Source organism: Microbacterium sp. KR10-403, assembly GCF_040196215.1.
In the GTDB taxonomy this organism is placed as follows: Bacteria; Actinomycetota; Actinomycetes; order Actinomycetales; family Microbacteriaceae; genus Microbacterium.
Genome location: NZ_JBEGDC010000007.1, coordinates 181766 through 201849, shown reverse-complemented (window position 1 = coordinate 201849; position 20084 = coordinate 181766). Strand labels below are relative to the sequence as shown.

Below are 20084 nucleotides of genomic sequence, written 5' to 3'. Positions count from 1 at the left end.
CGCCGTGTCCCTGCATCGCTGCCGCGCGGCACGGCCGCCCGCGCGGTTCAGAACTCAACACGGCGGCCCGCACGGAGGCCGGGAGGCGCGTGATGTGAACCGTGTGATGAATCACATCCCCGCAACATGGTCTGCGAAGACCACGCAAGGCGGCATCCTTGGTGCCGGTAAAAGCCCGGATCAGCGCAGATAAGCTGGCGCGATTGTCTTTCGCGTTATCTGATTGTTACCGGTCACATCTTGTGACGAGAATTGTGAGCGCTAACATTCTGAACACCGGCATGGGGCCGGATACGCTGACGGGCTGGACGCTCAGCCCCTCGACAAGGGAGTCAATGCAATGAAGAAAGGCATCTTCGCGGCCGTGGCCGCGGTCGGACTCGCCGCGATCGCCCTCACCGGGTGCTCTTCGGCGTCGGGCGCATCGAGCGCCGGCGGCAGCGGCGGCGGCGACACCATCAAGGTCGGCTTCTCGCAGGAGGGCGCCGAGAGCGGGTGGCGCACCGCGAACACGAAGTCGCTGCAGGAGTCGCTCTCGGCCGACAACGGCTTCAAGCTGACGTTCTCCGACGCGCAGCAGAAGCAGGAGAACCAGATCGCCGCGATCCGCAGCTTCATCACCCAGGGCGTCGACGCGATCGTGTTCGCCCCGGTCGTGGAGACAGGCTGGACCGACGTGCTCAAGCAGGCGAAGCAGGCGGGCATCCCGGTCATCCTCGAAGACCGCGACGTCGACGCCGACGACCAGCAGTACATCACCTCGCGGGTCGGCGACGACTTCGAGAAGGAGGGTGAGACCGCCTGCACCTGGATCACCGACAACTTCAACGGCAAGGGCGCGAACATGGTCGTGCTCGAGGGCACCGCCGGTTCGAGCGCGGCCAACGACCGCACCACCGGCTGCGCGAAGGCCATGCAGGGGTCTGACATCAACATCCTCGACCAGCAGGACGGCAACTTCACGCGTGCGCAGGGCAAGACCGTGATGGAGGGCTTCCTGCAGAAGTACGGCAACAAGATCAACATCCTGTTCGCGCAGAACGATGACATGGGCCTGGGCGCGCTCGACGCGATCAAGGCCGCCGGCCTGACGCCGGGCAAGGACATCCAGATCGTCACGGTCGACGGCACGCACGACGGCCTGACCGCGGTGGCCAACGGCGAGTTCAACTACGTCGTGGAGTGCAACCCGCTGCTGGGCGACCAGGTGGCACAGGTCGTGAAGGACGTCGTCGCCGGCAAGTCGGTCGACAAGCTCTACCTCGCCAAGGACGAGGCCTTCGACCAGGCCGCCGCCAAGGCGGCCCTGCCCGACCGCAAGTACTGACGGCTCGGGGCGCCGGGTGCGGCACAGCCGCCCCGGCGCCCCCGTCACGGCAGAGGAGCCGCATTGAGCAACGACATCGTCGCCGAACTGCGCGACATCTCCATCTCCTTCCCCGGGGTGAAGGCGCTCGACGGCGTGGACCTGGTGCTGCGCGCCGGTGAGATCCACGCCCTGATGGGCGAGAACGGCGCCGGCAAGTCCACCCTGATCAAGGCGCTGACCGGCGTGTACGCGATCGACGCGGGCACCGTGACGGTCGACGGTGCAGCCCGCCGCTTCACCGGCACCGCCGACGCGCAGGACGCCGGGATCGCCACCGTGTACCAAGAGGTCAACCTCTGCGAGAACCTCACGGTCGGCGAGAACGTCATGCTGGGCCGTGAGGCGCGCGGCCCGTTCGGCATCAGCTGGCGGGCGACGCACGCGCGTGCCGCCGAGGCGCTCGCCGGACTCGGCCTGCGCATCGATCCCCGCTCGCTGCTCGCGTCGCACTCGCTCGCCGTGCAGCAGCTCGTCGCGATCGCCCGCGCCACGGTGCTCGATTCCCGGGTGCTCGTGCTCGACGAGCCGACCTCGAGCCTCGACCGGGGCGAGGTCGAGCAGCTGTTCGCCGTCGTGCGGCGCATGCGCGAGCGCGGGGTGGCCGTGCTGTTCGTCTCGCACTTCCTCGACCAGATCTACGAGCTGTGCGACCGCATCACGGTGCTGCGCAACGGGCGCCTGGTCGGCGAGTACCCGACCGAGGACCTGCCGCGGCACGAGCTCATCGCGAAGATGCTCGGGCGCGAGGTCGAGCATCTCGACGAGATCGGCGAACGCGCCGAGCGCGCGGCGCTGCCCGCTGCCGGCGTGCCGGTGCTGCGCACCGAGAACCTGGCGCGCAAGGGCGCCGTCGAACCGTTCGACATCACGATCCTGCCGGGCGAGATCGTCGGGTTCGCAGGCCTGCTCGGATCGGGCCGCACCGAGTCGGCGCGGCTCGTCTACGGCGCCGACCGCGCCGACGGCGGCACCATCCGCCTCGGCGACCGGATCACGAAGGTGACGAGCCCCCGCACGGCCCTCGCGCACCGGCTCGCGTTCTCGTCGGAGGATCGCCGCAGCGAGGGCATCATCGCCGACCTGACCGTGCGCGAGAATCTCGTGCTGGCGGTGCAGGCCAAGCGCGGCTGGTGGCGACGCGTCCCCAAGGCGCAGCAGGACGCCATCGTCGAGCGGTACATGACCGCGCTCGGCGTGCGTCCGGCCGACCCCGACGCGCTGATCCGCAACCTGTCGGGCGGCAACCAGCAGAAGGTGTTGCTCGGGCGGTGGCTGGCCACCGAGCCCGAGCTGCTCATCCTCGACGAGCCGACCCGCGGCATCGACGTGGGCGCCAAGGCCGAGATCCAGACCGTCATCGCCGACCTCGCCGCCGACGGCCTGGCCGTGCTGTTCATCTCGTCGGAGCTCGAAGAGGTCGTGCGCCTGTCGCACCGCATCTACGTGCTGCGCGACCGGCGTATCATCGGCGAGATCGCCGACGGCGCCGACATCGATGTCGATCGCATCGTCGCCCTCATCGCGGACGACAGGAGTGGGGAGAAGGCGGCATGACCATGCTCAGACGGATCACGCGGCATCCCCTCTTCTGGCCGGTGCTCGCGCTCGTGGTGCTCATCGTCGTGAACACGATCTCGCGCCCGAGCTTCCTCAGCATCACGGTGAAGGACGGCGGCCTCTACGGTTCGCTCATCGACATCCTCCGCAACAGCTCGCAGCTCATGCTGGTGTCGCTGGGAATGACCCTGGTCATCGCCACCCGCGGCATCGACCTGTCGGTCGGCGCGGTGCTCGCGGTGTCGGGGGCGGTGTCGCTCACGATCATCGGCTCGTCGGACACACCGGGCGACCTGGGCACCGTGACCGTGGCCATCCTCACCGGCCTGCTGGTGACCCTGGTGCTCGGCATCTGGAACGGGTTCCTCGTCTCGGTGGTGAAGATCCAGCCGATCATCGCGACGCTGCTGCTCATGTTCGCCGGCCGCGGCATTGCGATGCTCATCACTAAGGGCCAGATCACCACGATCACCAGCGACCCCTACCGCTACCTGGCCTCGGGGCACCTGCTCGGCCTGCCCGTGGCGTTCCTCATCGCGATCGTCGTGGTCGTGCTGGTCTCGCTCGTGGTGCGCCGGACGGCGCTCGGGATGCTGCTGGAAGCGGTCGGCATCAACCCCGAGGCGAGCCGGCTCGCCGGCGTCCAGTCGCGCGGCATCATCTGGATGGTCTACGCGCTGTCGGGCGTGCTGGCCGGTCTTGCCGGCATCCTCTACAGCTCCAACATCATGGCGGCCGACGCCAACAACGCGGGTCTGAACATCGAGCTCGACGCGATCCTCGCGGTCGTGATCGGCGGCACCTCGCTGATGGGCGGCAAGTTCTCGATCTCGGGGACGGTCGTCGGCGTGCTCGTCATCCAGACCCTGACCACCTCGATCACCTTCCTCGGCGTGCCGCCGGCGGTCACCCCGCTGTTCAAGGCGCTCGTCGTCATCGTGATCTGCCTCGTCCAATCCCAGAAAGCGCGTGACATGCTGTTCTCCCGACGTCGCCGTCGCACCGCGGCCCCGGCCGCGGCCCCGGCCGCGGTCGTGGCAGAGGCCGAGACCGAGGCGGTGGCCCGATGAGCGTGCAGACCGCCCCCGCCCTGCCGTTCGAAGACCGCAGCGTGCTCACGCGCGTGAAGTCGGCGGCCAGCGCCTGGCTGCCCGTGCTGGCGGCCCTGGCCATCCTCATCCTGATGCTCGTGGCCGGGCAGCTGTACTTCGGCGACTTCGTCTCGCCGCGGCTCATCTCGGCACTGTTCGACAACAACCCGTACCTGATCGTGCTCGCCATCGGCATGACGTTCGTGATCATCACGGGCGGCATCGACCTGTCGGTCGGCTCGGTGATCGCCTTCAGCGGCCTGCTCGGGGCGCAGCTGTTCGCCGCGGGCCTGCCGGCGGTGATCGTCCTGCCGATCATGGTGCTCTCGGGCACCGTGATCGGCGTCATCATCGGCGTGATGGTCGCCGTGTTCGACATCCAGCCGTTCATCGCGTCGCTCGCAGGCATGTTCCTCGCCCGCGGGCTCGCGTACGTCACGAGCCTGAAGTCGCTGCCCATCAAGGACGACGCGCTGAACTGGCTGCTCGGCGAGAGCTGGGGAGCGGGCGGCTGGTACGTCACGCCGGGCGTCGTGCTGGCGCTCGTGATGGTGGCGGTGGCGACGTGGATGCTGCACTACACCCGCTTCGGACGCACGGTGTACGCGGTGGGCGGCGGTGAGCAGTCGGCGCGGCTGATGGGGCTCGCCGTCGACCGCACGAAGTTCCTCGTCTACGTGATCAGCGGCACCTGCGCCGGCATCGGCGGCGTGCTGTTCGCCTCGTACACGCAGTCGGGCAACCCGCTGGCGGGCCTGGGTATGGAGCTGCAGGCGATCGCCGCGGTCGTCATCGGCGGCACGATCCTCACCGGCGGCAGCGGCTACATGATCGGTTCGCTGGTCGGCGTGCTCGTGTATGGTCTCATCCAGATCGCGATCACCTACATGAGCGTGGACTCGTGGTGGACCTACATCGTGATCGGGATCATGCTTCTCGTGTTCGTGGTGTTCCAGCGCGCGCTGTCGGCCCGCCGAGGCGGGTGAGCGCGGGGCACGACCCCAGTGGAGGACGGCCGACGGTGACCAGCGAGGACGTGCCCGTACTCGAGGCGAGCGGCATCCGCGTGCAGTACGCGGGCCAGGTGGCGCTCGACGACGTGCGGCTGCGGCTGTTCCCCGGCGAGGTGCACTCGATCATGGGCGAGAACGGCGCCGGCAAGTCGACGCTGATCAAGGCCCTGACCGGTGTGCTGCAGCCCGACGCCGGCGAGCTGCGGCTGCGCGGCGCCCCCGTCTCGTTCGCGGGACCGGGGGATGCCGCGCGGCACGGCGTGAGCGCGGTCTACCAGGAGATCGAGCTGCTGCCGAACCTCTCGGTGGCCGAGAACATCATGCTGGGCGCCGAGCCGCGTCGCTTCGGCGGCATCGACTGGAAGCGCACCCGGCACGAGGCCGCCCACGCCCTGGGTCGTCTCGGGATCCGGCTGGACGTGGCATCCCCCCTCCGCCGTCACCCGCCCGCGGTGCAGCAGCTCGTCGCGATCGCCCGGGCCGTGCGGGCCGAGCCCACCGTGCTCGTGCTCGACGAGCCGACGTCGAGCCTCGATCAGGACGAGGTCGCCGAGCTCTTCCGCGTGGTGCGGAAGCTGCGCAAGGCCGGCGTGGCCATCGTGTTCATCTCGCACTTCCTCGAACAGGTGTATGAGATCGCCGACCGCATCACGGTGCTGCGCAACGGGCGGCTCGTGGGCGAATACCTCACCACCGATCTGCTGCGCATCGAGCTCGTCGAGAAGATGCTCGGGCGCGAGGTGTCGTCGCTGGGGCAGATCGCCGAGCGGGCGAGCCAGATCGAACCGGCGGTGGATGCCGCGCCCGTGCTCGACGCGCGGGGAGTGGGGCGGTCGCGGGCCATCGCTCCGTTCGACCTGCGCATCGACGAGGGCGAGGTGATTGGCTTCGCGGGCCTGCTCGGGTCGGGACGGACCGATGCCGCGCGGGTGCTCTCGGGCGTCGACCGCGCCGACACCGGCAGCATCGACATCGAGGGCCGGCGCGCTGCGCTGAGCTCGCCGCGCCGGGCGATCCGGCGCGGCGTCGTCTACTCGTCGGAGGACCGCAAGTCAGAGGGCATCATCGGCGAGCTGACGGTGCGCGAGAACATCCTGATCGGTCTGCAGGCCGACAACGGGTGGTTCCGGCCGCTGTCGCGAGCGCGTCAGACGGAGCTCGCCGAGAGCTACATCGACGCGCTGCACATCGTGCCCGCCGATCCCGAGGCCAAGGCCGGCACGCTCTCGGGCGGCAACCAGCAGAAGGTGCTGCTGGCGCGGTGGCTGGCGCTGGCGCCGCGGCTGCTGATCCTCGACGAGCCCACGCGGGGCATCGACGTCGGGGCCAAGGTCGACGTGCAGCGGCTCGTCGTGTCGTTCGCCGAGAACGGCATGTCGGTGGTCTTCATCTCGGGCGAGCTCGACGAAGTGCTGCGCCTGTCGGATCGGATCGTGGTGCTGCGCGACCGGGAAGTCGTCGCGGTACTGGAGAATGCTGGTATGAGCGACGAGCAGCTGCTGGCGCTCATCGCTCAAGGATCCGAGAACGATGACTGACACGCGGGCGCCGCGCAACGCGAACATCTTCGACGTCGCCCGGCTGGCGGGGGTGTCGCACCAGACGGTGTCGCGCGTCATCAACAACCATCCGAGCGTGAAGCCGGCCACCCGCGAGCGGGTGCAGGAGGCCATCCGCCAGCTGCGCTACCGCCCGTCGCAGGCCGCGCGGGCACTTGTCACGAAGCGGTCGCGCACGATCGGGCTGATCACGCCGGCCACCGCCGACTTCGGCCCGACGACGCTGGCGATCAGCGTGAACGACGCGGCACGCGACGCGCGCTACGCCGTGGTCAGCGTCAACCTGCCCGACGTGCAGGCGGCATCGGTGCGCAACGCGATCGAGGCGATGCTGCGGCAGAACGTCGAGGCCATCGTCGTGATCGCGAACGACGTCGCCGTCGCCGAGTTCGCCCGCGGCACCGACGCGACGACCCCGGTCGTCGTGGTGGCCGCGGGCGCCGAGCCGCAGCCCCTGTCGCTGTCGATCGACCAGTACGCCGGGGCGCGGCTGGCGACGCGGCACCTGCTCGGGCTCGGCTACGAGACCGTCGCGCACATCGCCGGGCCCGCGCGCAACCCCGACGCCGCCGAGCGCGTGCGCGGGTGGATGGCCGAGCTGCGCACGGCCGACGCCCCGCCCGGGCTGCGGCTGGACGGCGACTGGTCGCCGCGCAGCGGACACGCGGCGGGGATGCGGCTGACCGTGGCCCCCGGAGCGACCGCGGTCTTCGCCGCGAACGACCAGATGGCGCTCGGTCTCATCGCGGCGCTGACCAGTCGCGGCCTGCGCGTGCCCGAAGACGTCAGCGTGGTCGGCTTCGACGACATCCCCGAGGCGGAGTTCATGTCGCCGCCGCTGACCACGCTGCGGCAGGACTTCGCGCTGCTCGGCGCGCAGACGATGGAACGCGTGCTCGCGACGCTGGAGAGCCCGACCCCCCTGGAACCCGCGGAACCGCTGGCGACGAAGCTCATCATCCGCGAGTCGACGCGCCCACGCCGAGAGTGAGGGCGCCGCGGCCCGCGCGGGTGCTGCTGCGACTCGTTCGGCGTTCAGAACTCCGCAGATCTGGGCCGAGATCGGCCGTATGCGCCCCGCTGACGGCTTAAGGCCACGAAAGCGCTGAGCTCTGAACGCGCGGCCGGTGGGCTTTACTGAACACATGCCCCTGGAGACCGACTTCGACCCCGACGACGAGGGCCTGGCGCACGCACTGCGCCTGCTGATCGATGCGAAGCGGGAGCCCGGGACCCCGCACGGCGATCCGGTGGCGCCCCTCGACCTGCCCGAGCGCTGGCCCGACGCCGGCGTCGGAGGGAGCGCGGCCCTCGATGTGCTCGCCGCGACCGCTCTGCGCCGGCCGACCCGGCTGGACCACCCCGGCTTCTTCGCGCACATGGACCCGCCGACGCCCTGGATGACGTGGGCGGCGACGGCGTGGGCGGCGGCCATGAACCAGAACCTGCTGCATCCCGACAGCGCCCCGGCCGCGCGGCTGCTCGAACGCCGGGTGATCGAATGGCTGGCGCCTTCGTTCGGAATGGACGGCGGCCACCTCGTGCCCGGGTCGACGGTGGCCAATCTCACCGCGCTGTGGGCGGCGCGCGAGCTGACCGGTGCGCGTCGGGTGGTCGCCTCGGCCGTGTCGCATCTGAGCGTGGCGAAGGCCGCCGCCATCCTCGGCCTCGAGTACGTCGCCGTGCCGGTCGACGAGCGCGAGCGGATGCGCGTCGACGCATTGCCCGACGACCTCTCCGACGCGATCGTCGTGCTCACCGCGGGCACGACGGCTGCGGGGGCCGTCGATCCGCTGGATGCGGCATCCACCGCCGCCTGGCGGCACGTCGACGCGGCGTGGGCGGGTCCGCTGCGCCTGTCGTCGCATGCAGCGGTGCTCGACGGCATCGAGCGGGCCGATTCGGTCGCCGTCTCGGCGCACAAGTGGTTCTACCAGCCCAAGGAGAGCGCCCTCGTGCTGTTCGCCGACGCCGAGCGCGCCCATGCCGCGATCAGCATCGGCGGGGGATACCTGGTCGCCCCGAACGTCGGGCTGCTCGGGTCGCACGGGGCCGCGGCGCTGCCCCTGGCGGCGACGCTGCTGGCCTGGGGGCGCGACGGCCTGCGTGCACGCATCGATGCCGACATGGCGCTGGCGGAGCGGCTGGCCGCCCGCATCGCCGCCGAACCCGCGCTCGAGCTGTTCGCACCGCCCGAGACCGGCGTCGTCGTGTGGCGCGTGCGCGGTGTCGACAATGCGGCGGTGCGCGACGGGGTCGACGGCGCATGGGTCAGCACGACGACTGTGCACGATGAAGTGTGGCTGCGGTCGGTGGCGGCCAATCCGCACGCCGACCCCGACCTCGTCGTCGACGCGGTGCTGGCCGCGCGCTGAGCGGGCCGGGCGCGATCAGGCCCGGCCGGGCAGGGCCAGACACAGTCAGACCCGGTCAGACCCGGTCGAGATAGCCCCACATCCGCGCGCGGAGGTCGAACACCCAGTCGGCCTGGGTGATGAGCGGGTACCCGATGATCATCGTGAAGGCGGGGTCGCCCTCGCGGGCGAGTCCCGCGAGCGGCACGGTGGCCGCCGTCGAGACGGCGAAGCCGCGCTCGCCGATGCGGCACGGTGAGACACGCGCCGTGCCGGCCGACCCCTCGCGGCCGTTCGCGTCGACGCCGCTCGTCGTGCCGGTGACCGGGAACACACCAGGGAAGGCGCGGGCGAAGTCGGCGTCGATCACGGTGGTGGAGGAACCGGTGTCCCAGACGGCGACGGCGGTCGCGGCATCCCACATCACCTCCAGCAGGGGATGCCCGCGCGACGAGCGCCGCAGCGGACGCCACCGGTCGATCGCCGCCCGCTCGTCGATCTGCAGGGCACGTGCCGACAGGCGCACGCCGATGCGGTGCCCGGCCAGCACGTCGAGCCCGAGGATCGCGGGACCGTCGTCGGCGACGTCGACCACCACGTCGTGCGCGACGATCGGGCCGAGGGCGATCTCGGGCACGCGCGCCTGCGGCCCGGTCGCCGTCGACCCGAACACGCCGCGCGACTCGGGGTCGGGCGCGTCGACCGCCCAGCGCTCGGTCTGCGCGCTGCGGAGCAGACGACTGCGCGACGCGCCGGTGTCGAGCAGGAACTCGTGCTCGACGCCGTCGACCGCTGCAGTGACGTACAGCAGTGCCGTGCCGGGGTCGTCGTCGGCCCGGATCGTCAGCGGAACGGATGCCACGACGCCCACCCTAGAGCGGAATCGCACCGGGGGCGATGGGGTGTTCCGTGCGATGTGCGGCCACGGTCGCGCGACTAGGCTGAACGCGGCAGGGGGTGGGATGCGCGCAACGCTCAAGGATGTCGCGGCGAAGGCCGGCGTGTCGGCGAAGACCGTCTCGAACGTGATCAACGGCAGCGCGGTGGTCCGTCCGGAGACCCGCGCGCGCGTCGAGGCGGCCCTCGCCGAGCTCGACTACGTGCCGAACCTGAGCGCGCGCGGACTGCGCAACGGCCGCTCGGGCGTGATCGCGCTGGCCCTGCCCGACCTGGCGACCGCGTACTCGGCCGAGACGGCCCACGCGTTCGTCGAGGCCGCGCACGAGCACGGGTGGGCGGTGCAGATCGAAGAGACCGGCGCACGCCCCGAGCGCGAGGCGACGCTGCTCTCGCGCGCCCGCGCGCGCATGGTCGACGGCGTCGTGCTCAACCCGACCGTCGCCGACGAGTTCGAGCTGCCGCGCGATCCGCGCCAGACTCCGGCCGCGGTGCTCATCGGCGAGGTGCCGCAGAATCGCCTCGACCAGGTCGCGGTGGACCCTGACGCCGCGGCGTACGACATGACCACGCTGCTCGCGCAGACCGGTCACCGGCGCATCGCGGTCGTCGGCGCGGCGCTGCAGACCAACACCTTCACCTCGATTCTCCGCACGCGGGGGTATCGGCGCGCCCTCGCCGACGCGGGGCTCACCGCCGACCCGGTGCTCGAGATCGCCTGCGACGACTGGACGGCGCGCGGCGGCGCGGCGGCCGTCGCGGCGTTCCTCGATCGCGAGCCGCTGCCCGACGCATTCTTCTGCTTCACCGACACGCTCGCCATCGGTGTGATGAGCGAGCTGTGGCGCCGCGGCATCCGCGTCCCCGACGACGTCTCGATCGCGGGCTTCGACGATGTCGCACACGGCGAGTTCGCCGCTCCGCCGCTGACCACGGTCTCGTTCGACAAGCTCGAGTTCGCCGCGCAGGCCCTCGAGATGCTCTCCGCGCGCATCGCCGAGCGCACCGCACCCGCGCGGGTCGTGACGGTGCCGTACCGCATCGTGCAACGCGAGAGCACGCGGCAGCGCTGACGGATCAGGCTGCCGCGTGCTCTCGCGGGGCGGGCGGTCTCAGCCCTTCAGGCCGCTGCCGGTGACGCCCTCCACGATCTGCCGCTGGAAGATCAGGTAGAGGATCACGAGCGGCAGCGCCGCAAGGATCGCGCCGGCCTGGATGTCGGCGTACCTCTGCCCGAAGCTGCCCTGGACGGTCGCGAGTCCCACCGGGATCGTCATCAGATCGGGGTTCGACAGCACGAACAGGGGCAGCAGCAGGTTGTTCCAGACGCCCACGAACGTGAGGATCGTGACCGCCGCGATCACCGGCCGCGACAGCGGCATGATCACCGACCAGTAGATGCGCCACTGGCTGGCGCCGTCGATGCGCGCGGCCTCTTCGAGTTCGCGGGGGATGCCGTCGAAGAACTGCTTGAAGATGAACACCGCGATCACCGCGGGCACCTGCGGGAAGATCACCGACCAGTAGGTGTTCAGCAGGTTCATCCAGTTCAGCAGCTGGAAGATCGGCACGATGAGCACCTGCGTCGGGATCATGATGCCCAGGATGATCAGCAGCAGCACGAGGTTCGATCCGCGGAACCGCAGGCGCGAGAGCGCGAAGGCGGCCATCGAGGCGAACAGCACCGTGAGCGCCGCCGTGATCACCGAGGTGATCGCGCTGGCCGTGTACCAGTTCCAGATGTCGTTCTGCCCGAGCAGGGTCGAGTAGGAGTAGAGCGTCAGGTTCCAGTTCTTCAGGATCTCGCTCGCACCGGTGGCCGCGACGCCGTTGTCGGTGAGCGACGTCTTCAGCGCGAACAGGCTGGGGATCAGCCAGATGATCGCGAAGACCACCAGCACGATCGCCGCGACGATGTTGAAGGTGCGTGAGTCGACGGGGCGGTGCGGACGCCGGGACGGCGCCGCGGAGGAGACAGGGGACGCCGTGCGGCGCCGTGCGGTGACCGTGGTCATCTCAGAACTCCTTCCGTGCGGCGGCGCGATCGGCGACCTGCCGGATCACCGCGATCACGATGATGACGATGAACAGCAGCACGCTGGCGGCACTGGCCGCACCGACCCGGTTGTCGGTGAACGCCGTGCCGGTGATCAGCTGCAGCGAGACCTGCGTCGAGATGCCCGGCCCGCCGCCGGTCATCAGGTAGACCTGGTCGAAGATCTTCAGGCTCGCGATGATCTGCAGCAGCAGGACGAGCGTCGTCGTGCGGCTCAGCATGGGGACCGTGACGCTCCAGATCTGCTGCCACGGGGTCGCGCCGTCCACGGCCGCCGCCTCGTACAGCTCACGCGGGATCTCCTGGAGGCCGGCGAGATACAGCACGTAGTTGAAGCCGAGGGTCCACCAGAGCGTGGCGATCGCGATGCCGATCATCGCGGTGTTCGGGCTGGAGAGGACGCCGGAGCCCGGTGTCATCCCGAGGGCCTCCTGTGCGAGGGCCCACAGACCCGTCGACGGGGTGAAGATGAACACCCAGATCAGCGAGATGGTCGCCGACGGCAGGATGAACGGCAGGAAGAACGCGAGGCGGTAGAACCACTGCGCGTGCCGCATCCGGTTCGTGAGCACCGCGAACACGAAGGCGATGATCACGAGCGGCGGCGTCGTGTAGATCGTGAACTGCAGCGTGTGCCACAGCGAGCTCCAGAAGTCGGCGCGGGTGAGCATCTCGGCGTAGTTCGCGAACCCCGCGAACGAGCCGAGGCCGGTGCGCACCGTCGACGTGTTGAAGAAGCTCATGATGAACATGTAGATCGTCGGGCCCAGCAGGAACGCCAGGTAGAAGATCCCGAACGGGGCGATGAACAGCCAGGCCGATCGTGTATCGCGGATCGCACGGGGATGCGCGGTGAGGCGACTGCGCCCGCTGCGCGGCACGGTGAGAGTTGTGGTGGTCACGTCGTTGTCCCTCCGGAGTCGATTCAGAGCGGGCTCGGGGTGTTCAGGTACACCCGCAGCTGGGTCTTGATGGCGGACAGGGCCTGCTTCGGGGTGCTGGCGAGCTGCTGGATCAGGCCCAGCTGCGCGCCGACGATGCCCTCGAAGGTCGACCCCGAGCCGCCGTACCAGGCGGCGTCGTCGTAGACGGCGTGCTCGGCCGCCGACGCGTACCGCGACTGCGGCTCGAGCGCCTTGTACTCGGCGCTCTCGGCCACCGGCAGATATGCCGGCACGTGGCCGCCCTTGGCCCAGGTCATCGACTGGTCGAGCATCGCCTTGATGAACTTCATCGCCTGCAGGCGCTGCTCATCGGTGCGGTTCTTGCGCGGCAGGATGAACGTGTGCGAGTCGGCCTGCGAAGCCGGCGTGTCGTACAGCGTGGGCAGCGGGACGATGCCGAACTCGAAGCCCTTGACCGACTGCGCGGTGGTGATCTCCCATTCGCCCTCGAGGTAGAGGCCCGCTTTTCCGGTGAAGAGGTACGACTCGGCGGTCGCATAGTCGAGCGCCTTGTTCACCCACCCCTGCTTCACCCACTTCTGCAGGCGGTCGTTGACGTCCATGAAGATGTCTTCGTCGACGGTCAGCCGCGAGCCGTTGTCGGAGAGGAACGGCGAGGCGCCCTTGTGCTGGTTGTAGAACGTCCAGAACACGCGCCACGGCGTCGCCGTCTCGCCGCCGACGTTGGCGATGGTCATCGCCGGGCCCCCGGTCACCTTGCTGATGGCGGCCAGGGCGGCCTCGAACGTGTCCATGTCGTCGAGCGGCACCAGATTGCCCGACCCGTCGAGCAGGCCGGCCTTCTTGCAGACGTCGGTGTTGAAGAACATGACGAGCGGGTGGGTGTCCAGCGGCACCGCGATGTTCTTGCCGTCGGTGATCTGCGCCTGCCACGGGCGCGGGTTGAAGTCGGAGGTGCTCAGGCCCACGGCGGCGAGGTCCGCCTCGGTGATCGCCTCGAGCAGTCCGCCGTCCCAGAGCGGCTTCGCGCGGGTGAGGTGCGCGACGGCGACGTCAGGCGGCCGGTTGCCGACGGTGGCCAGCGTCACCTTCGTGTAGTACGGGTTGCCCCAGGCGAAGGTCGTCGCCTGCAGCGAGTTCGCACCGTAGATCTTGCGATAGCCGTCTTCCATCGCCTCCATGCGGGTGCCGTCGCCACCGCCGAAGAGGTTCCAGTAGACGAGCGTCTCGGGTGAGAGCCGGGTGCCGAACAGCCCGGCGCTCACCGGCGACGAGCAGCCGGCGAGCAGCGGGACGGCAGCGGCTCCCATGGCCGCGGTCAGGAAACCGCGGCGGGAGAGTGTTGCTGGTCTTTGGTCCATGGTGATCGATGACCTCCTCGTCGACGATGAGCGGGGCATTTCAACGTGGTAAAGCTAGCACCCGGTCCGGCGCGATGTAAACGTTGAAACCGAATCGTGTCTTCGGGTGCGTCGTGCGCGGTCTCTTCGCAGTGCCCCTTGCGTACTGTCAGTTCAACGATGTAATAATGTCTGCCATGACTCGCGCAACCGTCACCCTCGACCGTGACTTCACCGTCGGCCCCGTGCCCCGTCGCCTGTTCGGCTCGTTCGTCGAGCACATGGGTCGATGCGTGTACACGGGCATCTACGAGCCCGGACACCCCACCGCCGACGAGAACGGCTACCGCCAGGACGTGCTCGATCTCACTGCTGAGATGGGCGTGAGCGTCGTCCGGTATCCCGGCGGAAACTTCGTCTCGGGCTATGACTGGGAGGACGGCGTCGGGCCCGCGGCATCCCGCCCCCGCCGTCTCGACGGCGCGTGGCACACCGTCGAGACGAACGCGTTCGGGCTGCACGAGTTCGTCGGCTGGGCGCGCAAGGCCGACGTGGAGATCATGGAGGCCGTGAACCTCGGCACCCGTGGCGTGGATGCCGCGCGACAGCTCGTCGAGTACGCGAACCACCCCGGGGGCACCGGCCTCAGCGACCTGCGCCGCGCCAACGGGGCGGAAGAGCCCTTCGACATCAAGCTCTGGTGCCTGGGCAACGAGATGGACGGTCCCTGGCAGATCGGCCACAAGACCGCCGACGAGTACGGGCGGCTCGCCCAGGAGGCCGGCAAGGCCATGCGCCTGGTCGACCCCTCGATCGAGCTCGTCGTGTGCGGCAGCTCGAGCAGCTCGATGCCGACGTTCGGCGAGTGGGAGCGGACGGTTCTCGAGCACACCTACGACGTCGCCGACTACATCTCGCTGCACGCGTACTACGAGGAGAAGGACGGGGATGCCGCGAGCTTCCTCGCCTCGGCGGTCGACATGGACCACTTCATCGAGTCGGTCGTGGCCACCGCCGACGCCGTGCGCGCGCAGCGCAAGGCGACCAAGCGCATCAACCTCTCGTTCGACGAGTGGAACGTCTGGTACCAGTCGGCGCGCGAGGGCGACGACATGCCCGCCACCATCGAGGCGAAGGGCGTGTGGCAGGAGCACCCGCGCATCATCGAGGATGAGTACAACGTCACCGACGCCGTGGTCGTCGGCACGCTGCTGAACTCGCTGCTGCGGCACGGCGACCGGGTCGCGATCGCCAACCAGGCGCAGCTCGTGAACGTGATCGCCCCGATCCGCAGCGAAGAGGGCGGGCCCGCGTGGCGGCAGTCGATCTTCTGGCCGTTCGCCCGCATGTCGCAGTTCGCGCGCGGCGAGATCCTCTCGGCGCGCACGAGTTCCGACACCTATGAGACCGCGCGGTTCGGTGACGTCGACGTCGTGGACACGAGTGCGACGTGGGATGCCGAGACCGGCCGCATCGCCGTGTTCGCCGCCAACCGCGGGCTCGACGAGGAAGCCTCGGTCGCCGTGAACCTGCACGGATTCGCGCCGACCGGCGTCGCGCAGGCGGAGGTGCTGACCATCCCGGAGGGTGCCGACCGCTTCGCCAGCAACACCGAGGACGCCGCCGATCGCGTCGGCCTGGCGGCCTTGGACGGTGCGGCGCTCGACGGCGACGTGCTGACGTTCACGCTGCCGCCGCTGTCGTGGGGCTGGGTGCTCGTCGAGGCCTCGGCCTGCTGAGTGCCGATCGACGCGATGGGAAGATGAGGGCGTGCACGAGCAGACGAACTGGGCCGGCAACCACCGCTATCGCGCAGCGCGCATCGTCGAACCGGGGGGCCTCGACGAACTGGCGGCGCTGGTCACCGGTTCGTCTGCGGTGCGCGTCATCGGCAGCCGGCACTCGTTCAACGACATCGCCGACACCGACGACCTCCTGATCAGCACGGCCGGGCTGCCGACGTCGATCGAGGTCGACGCCGACGCACGGACGGTGACCGTCGGCGGGGGAGTGCGCTACGGCGACCTCGCCCTCGCGCTGCAGGAGCAGGGCTGGGCGCTGCACAACCTCGCATCGCTGCCGCACATCTCGGTGGCCGGGGCCGTCGCCACGGCCACGCACGGGTCGGGCGACCGCAACGGGAACCTCGCGACCGCGGTTCGCGGCATCCGTCTCCTGACCGGCACCGGCGAGACCGTCGAGCTGCGCCGGGGCGACCCCGGGTTCGACGGCGCCGTGGTCGCGATCGGGGCGCTCGGCGTGGTGGTCTCGCTCACCCTCGACATCGTCCCGACCTTCGCGGTGCGGCAGCGTCTGTTCGCAGGACTGGGGTGGGATGCCGCGGCAGCCCGCCTCGACGAGATCTTCGCGTCCGCGTACAGCGTGTCGCTGTTCACGCTCTGGGACGAGCCGACGGTGTCGCTCGCGTGGATCAAGGAGCGTGTCGATGAGCCCGCGCGGGTGGGCGACGACTTCTTCGGCGCGGTCGCCGAGACCGCCCCGCGACACATGATCGCGGGCATGGACGTGCGCAACGTCACCGAGCAGGTGGGCGTCGAGGGCCCGTGGAGCGAGCGGCTCGCGCACTTCCGCTACGCGTTCACGCCGTCCGCCGGCGCCGAGATCCAGTCGGAGTACCTCGTGCCCCGTGCGCGGGCCGTCGCGGCGATCGAGGCCGTACGCGGGCTCGGCCCGCGGCTGCGCGGCCTGCTGCAGATCACCGAGATCCGCTCGGTGGCAGCCGACGACCTGTGGCTGTCGACCGCGTACGCGACCGACGTGATCGGCCTGCATTTCACCTGGGTGCGCGACAACGAGGGCGTGGCGGCCGTGCTGCCGGCGCTCGAGGAGGTGCTGTATCCGCTGGGCGCCCGGCCGCACTGGGGCAAGGTGTTCTCCGGTCTTGATGCGCAGGCGATGTATCCGCGGCTGGGCGACTTCCGCGCGCTCGCCGATCGATACGACCCCGAGGGGCGCTTCCGCAACGACTTCGTGCGGCGCGTGATCGGCTGACTTCTACCGTCGGCGCGGCGCCCGCGCACACGCGCGAGATCGGGGCGGAGCGCAAGCTCACGGCCACTCCCGTGCTCTCCGGTGCGGGTCAGATCGCGCGGCCCGGCGTGAGGATGCCGTGCGGGTCGAGTGCGGCCTTGAGGGTGCGGTGAACGTCGAGGGATGCCGCATCCAGTTGCCAGCCGAGCTCGTGACGCTTCACCGAGCCGATGCCGTGCTCGCCGGTGATCGTGCCCCGGTGTGCGAGGGCGAGGCGGGTGATGTCGTCGATGACGGCTTCGGCGGCCCGGTGCTCGTCGGGGGTGTCTCCGGCCTCGACCGTGGGGTGCAGGTTGCCGTCGCCGGCATGGGCGACCGTGCTGATGCGCCGACCGTGGCGCCGCCCGATCTCGCTGATCCCCGCGAACACCGCCGCGAGCTCGCCGATCGGGACGCCCACGTCGCACGATACGCGCAGACCTCGCGCGGTGAGCGCGGGGTTCGCCAGGCGCCGCGCCTCGAGCAGCTCGTCCCCGTCGGTCGCGACGGCCTCGACGGCACCGTGGGATCGGCAGATGCCCAGCAGTCGCTCGGCCTGGGCCGCGGCATCCTCTCCCACCGTCTGCCCGACCAGCAGCGCCGCACGCGGCAGCGGGAGACCGCTCGGATGGAACTGCTCGATGATCTCGACGCTGGCCGCGTCGAGCAGCTCGAGCACCTCCGGCCTCGTCGCGGAGGAGACGATGTCGGTCACCGCCTGCCCGGCGGCGACGAGGTCGTCGAAGCTGGCGCGGAAGGTGCGCGGGATGCCGGGTGCGACCGGTTCGAGGATGACCGTCGCACGGGTGATGACGCCGAGCGTGCCCTCCGACCCCACGAACAGTCCGGTCAGGTCGTAGCCGGCGACGTTCTTGCGCGTCCGCGCACCGGTCTGGATGACCCGGCCGTCGGCGAGGACCACCTCGAGGGCCGCGACGGCGTCGCGGGTCACACCGTGGGAGATGCAGCGCAGACCCCCGGCGTTCGTCGCGATGTTGCCGCCGATCGTTGACTGGCGGGCGCTCGCCGGGTCGGGGGCGAAGAAGAGCCCGTGCTCGCGCGCGGCGGCGTCGAGCTCTGCCGTGACCACGCCCGGCTCTACGTCGGCGAGGCGGTTGACGGGGTCGATGGCCAGGATCCGATCCATCCCGTCCAATGAGATCACCAGGCCGCGGTCGTAGGCGACCGCGCCTCCGGAGAGCCCCGTGCCCGCACCGCGCACGGACACGGGGACCCGATGTCTGCTCGCCCAGGCGAGTGCGGCCGACACATCCGCCGTGGAACCCGCCCGCACGACGGCGACGGGGAGGCCCGCAGGCTCTGCCCGCGAGGCATCGGCGACGTAGGGGAGGATCGCCTCCGTCTCGTCGATCAGTCGCTCTCCGAGCGTCGCTCGCAGGTCATCGATCGCCGCGATGCGGGTTCCGTTGTCGTCGCTCGTGTGCAGAGGCCGGTTCACAGGCATCCTTCCGTCGTCCTTCACTCGTTCATCGCTGCCAGATGTAGATGCCGCGCTCCTGCTCCGCCTCGTTGGCGGGGCTCAGATCGATGCCCTTGCGCTCGCGCAGCAGCAGTGTGACGACGAGGGAGACGGCGGTGACCATCAGGAGATACCACATGACGTTCGTGGAGTCGCCCGTGGTCGTCTGGATCCACTGCGCGATCGTCGGGGCGAAGGCGCCGCCGAGGATCGACCCGATCGCGTACGCGATCGACACGCCCGAGTAGCGGACCGAGGCGGGGAACAGCTCCGCATACCAGGAGGACTGCGCGCCGTAGGTGAGGCCGAGACCGAGAGCGAGGAGGACGAGACCGAGCGTGAGCAGCGCGAGGCTGCCGGAGTTCACGAGCGGGAACAGTACGGCGATGAACACGCCCTGGACGATCCACCCGATGATGAAGGTGGTGCGCCGACCAATCAGGTCGGAGAGCACGCCGGCGCCGAAGGTCGCGACCAGCCAGCTGATCGCCGAGGCGGCGACCGCCCACAGGACCGGTCCGCGGTCGAAGCCCAGCGGGCCGTCGGGGTTCGTCGCGTAGCCCTGGATGTAGCCGCCCGTGGTCATGTAGCCGACGGCGTTGTTGCCGACGAAGACCAGCGCCGCCAGGAACACGAGGGGAGTGAAGCGCGCGAACAGGCGGGCGACGGGCACCGACACCTGCTCCTTGCGCTGGGCGATCTCCTCGAAGACAGGGCTCTCCTCGACGCGACGGCGGACCCAGTACCCGACGATCACCAGCACGATGCTGAAGAAGAACGGAATACGCCAGCCCCATGAGAGGAAGGCATCACCGGGGGCGACGAGGGCCATGATGGCGTTCACGCCGCTGGCCAGCAGCAGTCCGATCGGCACGCCGATCTGGGGCATGGCGCCGAAGAGTCCACGGCGCTTCTTCGGTGCGTGCTCGACGGCCATGAGCACGGCACCGCCCCACTCGCCGCCCGCCGAGATGCCCTGGAGCACACGGAGCAGGATCAGCAGGATGGGGGCCGCCACGCCGATCTTCGCGTACGTGGGCAGAGCGCCGACGAGCGTGGTCGCGATGCCCATGAGGATCAGCGTGAGCACGAGCATCGGGCGGCGCCCGATCCGGTCGCCGAAGTGTCCCGCGAGGAAGGCGCCGAGTGGTCGGAAGAGGAAGCTGATGCCGACGGTGACGAACGAGATGATCTGCGCGAGGCCGGGGAAGTCCTTGTCGAGGGGCCCGAAGAAGACCGTCGCGAAGACGAGGCCGGCGGCCTGTGCGTAGATGAAGAAGTCGTACCACTCCACCGTGGTGCCGACGACGGTGGCGAAGGCGACGCGGCGGCGATCCTTCGGTGTCGAGATGGTGCCCGTCGGCGTGAGCGCGCCGGGTGTGGTCTGGCTGGACGACATGTGATCTCCCTTGATCGGGTCATCGGGTGCGCGG

At 70.0% G+C, this 20084-nt stretch carries 16 protein-coding genes; 10 read left to right on the top strand and 6 right to left on the bottom strand.

Features of this window, described 5'->3' with window-relative positions:
- The first annotated feature begins 340 nt into the window (after positions 1 to 340).
- The 7 genes from ABMQ42_RS16715 (at position 341) to ABMQ42_RS16685 (ending at position 8964) form a co-directional block, all read left to right on the top strand.
- Positions 341 to 1327, top strand: a complete 987-nt coding sequence (locus ABMQ42_RS16715; protein WP_349724134.1) for an ABC transporter substrate-binding protein — start codon at positions 341 to 343, stop codon at positions 1325 to 1327.
- Between the two features lie 63 nt (positions 1328 to 1390).
- Positions 1391 to 2923 (top strand): sugar ABC transporter ATP-binding protein, encoded by a 1533-nt coding sequence (locus ABMQ42_RS16710; RefSeq protein ID WP_349724133.1) that lies wholly within the window; start codon positions 1391 to 1393, stop codon positions 2921 to 2923.
- A complete protein-coding gene (locus ABMQ42_RS16705) occupies positions 2920 to 3996 on the top strand; it encodes an ABC transporter permease (protein ID WP_349724132.1) in 1077 nt (358 codons plus the stop codon). The genes ABMQ42_RS16710 and ABMQ42_RS16705 overlap by 4 nt, the downstream gene beginning before the upstream one ends.
- Positions 3993 to 5003 (top strand): ABC transporter permease subunit, encoded by a 1011-nt coding sequence (locus ABMQ42_RS16700; RefSeq protein ID WP_349724131.1) that lies wholly within the window; start codon positions 3993 to 3995, stop codon positions 5001 to 5003. Before ABMQ42_RS16705 ends, ABMQ42_RS16700 begins: the two co-directional genes overlap by 4 nt.
- A gap of 35 nt (positions 5004 to 5038) precedes the next feature.
- Positions 5039 to 6568: a sugar ABC transporter ATP-binding protein gene (locus ABMQ42_RS16695; RefSeq protein WP_349724130.1), complete on the top strand. Its 1530-nt coding sequence runs from the start codon at positions 5039 to 5041 to the stop codon at positions 6566 to 6568.
- Positions 6561 to 7580, top strand: coding sequence for a LacI family DNA-binding transcriptional regulator (locus ABMQ42_RS16690; RefSeq protein ID WP_349724129.1), 1020 nt, complete (start codon positions 6561 to 6563; stop codon positions 7578 to 7580). The genes ABMQ42_RS16695 and ABMQ42_RS16690 overlap by 8 nt, the downstream gene beginning before the upstream one ends.
- 154 nt (positions 7581 to 7734) lie before the next feature.
- Positions 7735 to 8964 carry a pyridoxal phosphate-dependent decarboxylase family protein gene (locus ABMQ42_RS16685; protein ID WP_349724128.1) on the top strand — a complete coding sequence of 410 codons (1230 nt, stop codon included), beginning with the start codon at positions 7735 to 7737 and terminating at the stop codon, positions 8962 to 8964.
- A gap of 55 nt (positions 8965 to 9019) precedes the next feature.
- Here the strand turns inward: ABMQ42_RS16685 and ABMQ42_RS16680 are convergent, their stop codons facing one another.
- A complete protein-coding gene (locus tag ABMQ42_RS16680; protein ID WP_349724127.1) occupies positions 9020 to 9805 on the bottom strand; it encodes an aspartyl protease family protein in 786 nt (261 codons plus the stop codon).
- Between the two features lie 100 nt (positions 9806 to 9905).
- Between ABMQ42_RS16680 and ABMQ42_RS16675 the strand changes: the two genes are divergently transcribed.
- Entirely contained in the window at positions 9906 to 10913 is a 1008-nt protein-coding gene (locus tag ABMQ42_RS16675; RefSeq protein ID WP_349724126.1) for a LacI family DNA-binding transcriptional regulator, read from the top strand.
- 39 nt (positions 10914 to 10952) lie between these two features.
- Here ABMQ42_RS16675 and ABMQ42_RS16670 read toward each other — a convergent pair whose 3' ends face one another.
- From ABMQ42_RS16670 to ABMQ42_RS16660, 3 genes are read right to left on the bottom strand one after another with little or no spacing between them, the layout of a single operon-like run.
- Positions 10953 to 11855, bottom strand: a complete 903-nt coding sequence (locus ABMQ42_RS16670; protein ID WP_349724125.1) for a carbohydrate ABC transporter permease — start codon at positions 11853 to 11855, stop codon at positions 10953 to 10955.
- Position 11856: 1 nt separating this feature from the next.
- Positions 11857 to 12798 carry a carbohydrate ABC transporter permease gene (locus ABMQ42_RS16665; protein WP_349724124.1) on the bottom strand — a complete coding sequence of 314 codons (942 nt, stop codon included), beginning with the start codon at positions 12796 to 12798 and terminating at the stop codon, positions 11857 to 11859.
- Positions 12799 to 12821: 23 nt separating this feature from the next.
- Entirely contained in the window at positions 12822 to 14111 is a 1290-nt protein-coding gene (locus tag ABMQ42_RS16660) for an extracellular solute-binding protein (RefSeq protein WP_349724123.1), read from the bottom strand.
- Positions 14112 to 14338: 227 nt separating this feature from the next.
- Here ABMQ42_RS16660 and arfA point away from each other — a divergent pair, with 227 nt between their 5' ends.
- Both arfA and ABMQ42_RS16650 read left to right on the top strand, forming a co-directional pair.
- The gene (gene arfA, locus ABMQ42_RS16655) at positions 14339 to 15880 is read left to right on the top strand and encodes an arabinosylfuranosidase ArfA (protein ID WP_349724122.1); all 1542 of its coding nucleotides are present in this window, start codon (positions 14339 to 14341) and stop codon (positions 15878 to 15880) included.
- Positions 15881 to 15911: 31 nt separating this feature from the next.
- Complete coding sequence (locus ABMQ42_RS16650; protein WP_349724121.1) at positions 15912 to 17153, top strand: FAD-binding protein; 1242 nt, start codon at positions 15912 to 15914, stop codon at positions 17151 to 17153.
- Positions 17154 to 17241: 88 nt separating this feature from the next.
- Here ABMQ42_RS16650 and ABMQ42_RS16645 read toward each other — a convergent pair whose 3' ends face one another.
- Positions 17242 to 18630, bottom strand: coding sequence for an FAD-binding oxidoreductase (locus tag ABMQ42_RS16645; protein WP_349724120.1), 1389 nt, complete (start codon positions 18628 to 18630; stop codon positions 17242 to 17244).
- A 28-nt stretch (positions 18631 to 18658) separates the two neighbouring features.
- Entirely contained in the window at positions 18659 to 20050 is a 1392-nt protein-coding gene (locus ABMQ42_RS16640; RefSeq protein ID WP_349724119.1) for an MFS transporter, read from the bottom strand.
- Between the last annotated feature and the right edge of the window lie 34 nt (positions 20051 to 20084).